Origin of the sequence: Coleofasciculus sp., assembly GCF_046539235.1 — a bacterium.
Classification (GTDB): domain Bacteria; phylum Cyanobacteriota; class Cyanobacteriia; order Cyanobacteriales; family Coleofasciculaceae; genus Coleofasciculus.
On record NZ_JBKHHI010000585.1, the window covers coordinates 1 to 3,076 of the forward strand.

The window sequence follows — 3,076 nt, forward strand, 5'->3', positions numbered from 1 at the left end:
ACAGGCACATCCGGATCGAAAGCCGTTGGACGCATCAACGAACTAGAAAACCCCTTGTAAATAGCAATCTGATCCTCTTCGCCAGCAATTTGAGCGGTAACGAGTAAGACTTCTTGAGGATACTTAATTGTGTATTGTTCTAAACGCTGTCCAATAGAAGTTCCTTGGTTCATGGTTGACTGGTTATTTGTCATTCGTCATTCGTCATTCGTCATTCGTCATTCGTCATTCGTCATTTTTCATTTTTCATTCGTCATTTGTTGATTGTTCATGGTTCATTGTTGATTGCAAATCTTCTCCCTCATCTTCCCCTGCTTTCCCACTACTGTTCCATCGCGATTCGTCCCTGTTTCCCTAAGCGAATTAAAACAAAATAGCTCAAGTACAGAACATAAATCAATAATCCAACAATGCCAATAAAACCCAAAAATTGAGGGGAAGACTCAGGATGGAAGTATTGTTTAAAGAGAAAGGGAGGTTCTAGCCAAACTCTACAGGCAAATGTTTCCAAAACGTCTGGCGTAAACGCGCATCCCAGAGACGGAATACTCCACAAGACACCAATTCCACAGTAAATCGTTATTGCCCAGCGCCAAGCCGTCAGCGTCAGTTTCAGCGGATTCGTCGGTTGATCCTCAATATCCTCATTCACATCTACCCAGAACCAGAGGGAGATGGGAATCAAAACTCGGGCAAGCCAACCCGATATAAAACCAATGGGCCACGAGGCAATCATGATATAAACCGTAATTGCCAGTAAACTGGACACGCGCCAGTAGATAATTAATAGGCGCACCATGGCATCAGCTTTTTTGACAAAAGCCCATATAATTAGGATCAGGGGAATCAACACCGTAAATAAAACGGCTAACCGATAGTCTGTCCAGACTAATGCTTGCAGAAGTTGATCGGGCATAGCTAATAGCCGACGAGTTCCTTTGATTTAACAGTATAGTGACACCGCGATCGGTTCACCTCCCAAATTGTACGGTAATCTTGCCATTTCCGCTTCGGGAATATTATCGATTTCAATTACTGGACGGGTGTTCTAGTGTCCTGGACAACGGGTTCTCAGGAACAAAAAAAGCAGCCGGAATCACCCGAAGGAGTTCCAGCCACCAAACTGATTCACTGAATTCATCCATACAAAATCGGCATGTATAGCAGACGAAGAGTCCCTTATTCGTCGTAGACGCGGCACTCATCTGCATCAGGATTTTCTTCGCAATACTTCTCGAAGGAGGTTTTCTTTGTGCCTTTTTGCTTCTGATGTGCTGCCTCAGCTTGTAACTCTTCGACCGAATCCCAAGCTACCGCACAGTCTGGGGACTCTGCGCCTTCAGTGTCACAAACAGTTCTAGCTTGCTGACGCTCCCGATCAATTTGTTCTTGAATATCACTCATTGCTTTCCTTATTTCCGGATTACTGCACTAATGTATTGTACAGAACGTCTATTTATTTGGTGTTGACCGCCCTGAAATATATCCAAGTCGGTACTCATAGATCGTATAGATCGTTAGGATTCTATAGTTTAACGTTCCGCAAAAGTCGATACGCTGTTTACAATTCTACACGATCTGCCCGACTACCGGAAGTAGGGGGCTGTTTAGGACTATTTATCCTCTTGCCATTGAAATATCGTAAAATCTCATCTCCCCCGCCACCCTGCTCCCCTGCCCCCTGACACCAGTCTCTTGGGAGTTAGCCAAATTGGAGTTATCATAAGGCTTTGCACCTGTAGCCAACCCGAAAAAACCCTACCCAGGGAAAACCTCAGTAAAAGTCATGGCAAATTTGATCAAGTGGGTAAATGCCTTATCAACTCGTCCGTCCTTGGAAACAGCGATCGCGGATGTGGTAGAGCGTCTGGAACAATCGTTGTCGATGCCTGCGGATTTGGGTCTGGTGTTCATCTCTTCAGCTTATGCCAGCGAGTATTCCCGATTAATGCCCCTGCTACAGGAACGGTTATCTGTACCTGTGATCATTGGTTGTGGGGGAGGTGGCGTGATCGGGATGAATGCCCAAGGTCAACCTCAAGAAATCGAAGCAGAACCCGCTCTATCAATTAGTTTGGCAAGTATGCCAGAGGTTTCAGTACGGGCGTTTCATATTCCGGGAAGTGATTTGCCCGACTTGGATAGTTCACCCAGTACTTGGGTAGACTTAATCGGTGTTCCCCCCCAAGATCAACCCCATTTCATCTTATTAGCCGATCCCTTTTCCTCGAAAATCAATGATCTGTTACAAGGGCTAGATTTTGCCTATCCGGGTTCGGTTAAGGTGGGAGGATTAGCCAGTGCCAGTGCCATGGGAGTTCAGAGTGGGTTATTTTATCGTGATTCGGAACGATACTCTGGGGGTACGCTACATCGGGAAGGTACAGTTGGCGTGGCGTTAAGTGGAAATGTGGTACTCGACCCCATTGTTGCCCAAGGCTGTCGCCCCATTGGTCAACCGTATCAGATCACCAAAGGTGAACGAAATATCGTACTGGAACTAGCCGATAGTAATGGAATGAGCTTCAGTGAGGCTGAATCCCAGCCGCCGCTAGCTGTGCTGCGTGATGTAATTCAAAACCTGAGTGAGAGCGATCGCGAATTGGCGCAACATTCCCTATTTATTGGCATTGCCCGTGATGAGTTTAAGCAAAATCTGGGTCAAGGGGATTTCCTGATTCGCAATCTGTTGGGCGTTGATCCCAGACTGGGTGCGATCGCAATTGGCGATCGGGTGCGCCCTGGTCAACGGATTCAGTTCCATCTACGAGACGCTCGCACCTCTGAGGAAGATTTAGAATTACTTTTACAGAATTATCAAAACCAAGTCAATCCCACCCCAGAAACGGCGGGAGCCTTAATGTTTTCCTGTTTAGGGCGGGGTCAAGGATTGTATGGGAAACCCGATTTTGATTCCCAAGTTTTGTGTCGCTATCTTAATAATATTTCCGTTGGCGGTTTCTTCTGTAATGGCGAGATTGGACCCGTTGGTGGGAGTACATTTCTACACGGCTACACGTCAGTATTTGGCATTTGTCGGCAACCTTAATTAGTCATTGCACCTTGGTTCAACAAT

The 3,076-nt window shown here is 46.2% G+C and carries 4 protein-coding genes; 1 reads left to right on the forward strand and 3 read right to left on the reverse strand.

Annotation, left to right across the window (positions count from 1 at the left end):
* From ACLFWI_RS28865 to ACLFWI_RS28875, 3 genes are all read right to left on the reverse strand, one after another.
* Window positions 1-194: DUF7734 family protein (locus ACLFWI_RS28865; RefSeq protein WP_446415790.1), on the reverse strand; the 194-nt coding region annotated here is incomplete at its 3' end.
* A 128-nt stretch (window positions 195-322) separates the two neighbouring features.
* Complete coding sequence (locus tag ACLFWI_RS28870; protein ID WP_446407947.1) at window positions 323-916, reverse strand: DUF3177 family protein; 594 nt, start codon at window positions 914-916, stop codon at window positions 323-325.
* A gap of 263 nt (window positions 917-1,179) precedes the next feature.
* Window positions 1,180-1,404 (reverse strand): CP12 domain-containing protein, encoded by a 225-nt coding sequence (locus ACLFWI_RS28875; protein WP_446407946.1) that lies wholly within the window; start codon window positions 1,402-1,404, stop codon window positions 1,180-1,182.
* A 382-nt stretch (window positions 1,405-1,786) separates the two neighbouring features.
* On the opposite strand from ACLFWI_RS28875, the gene ACLFWI_RS28880 reads away from it, so the two are divergent.
* A complete protein-coding gene (locus tag ACLFWI_RS28880) occupies window positions 1,787-3,049 on the forward strand; it encodes an FIST signal transduction protein (RefSeq protein ID WP_446415791.1) in 1,263 nt (420 codons plus the stop codon).
* Window positions 3,050-3,076: the final 27 nt, after the last annotated feature.

Coding starts and splice junctions, on each gene's coding strand:
- ACLFWI_RS28870 (WP_446407947.1), bottom strand. CDS start 916: ATGCCCGATCAACTTCTGCAAGCATTAGTCTGGACAGACTATCGGTTA.
- ACLFWI_RS28875 (WP_446407946.1), bottom strand. CDS start 1,404: ATGAGTGATATTCAAGAACAAATTGATCGGGAGCGTCAGCAAGCTAGA.
- ACLFWI_RS28880 (WP_446415791.1), top strand. CDS start 1,787: ATGGCAAATTTGATCAAGTGGGTAAATGCCTTATCAACTCGTCCGTCC.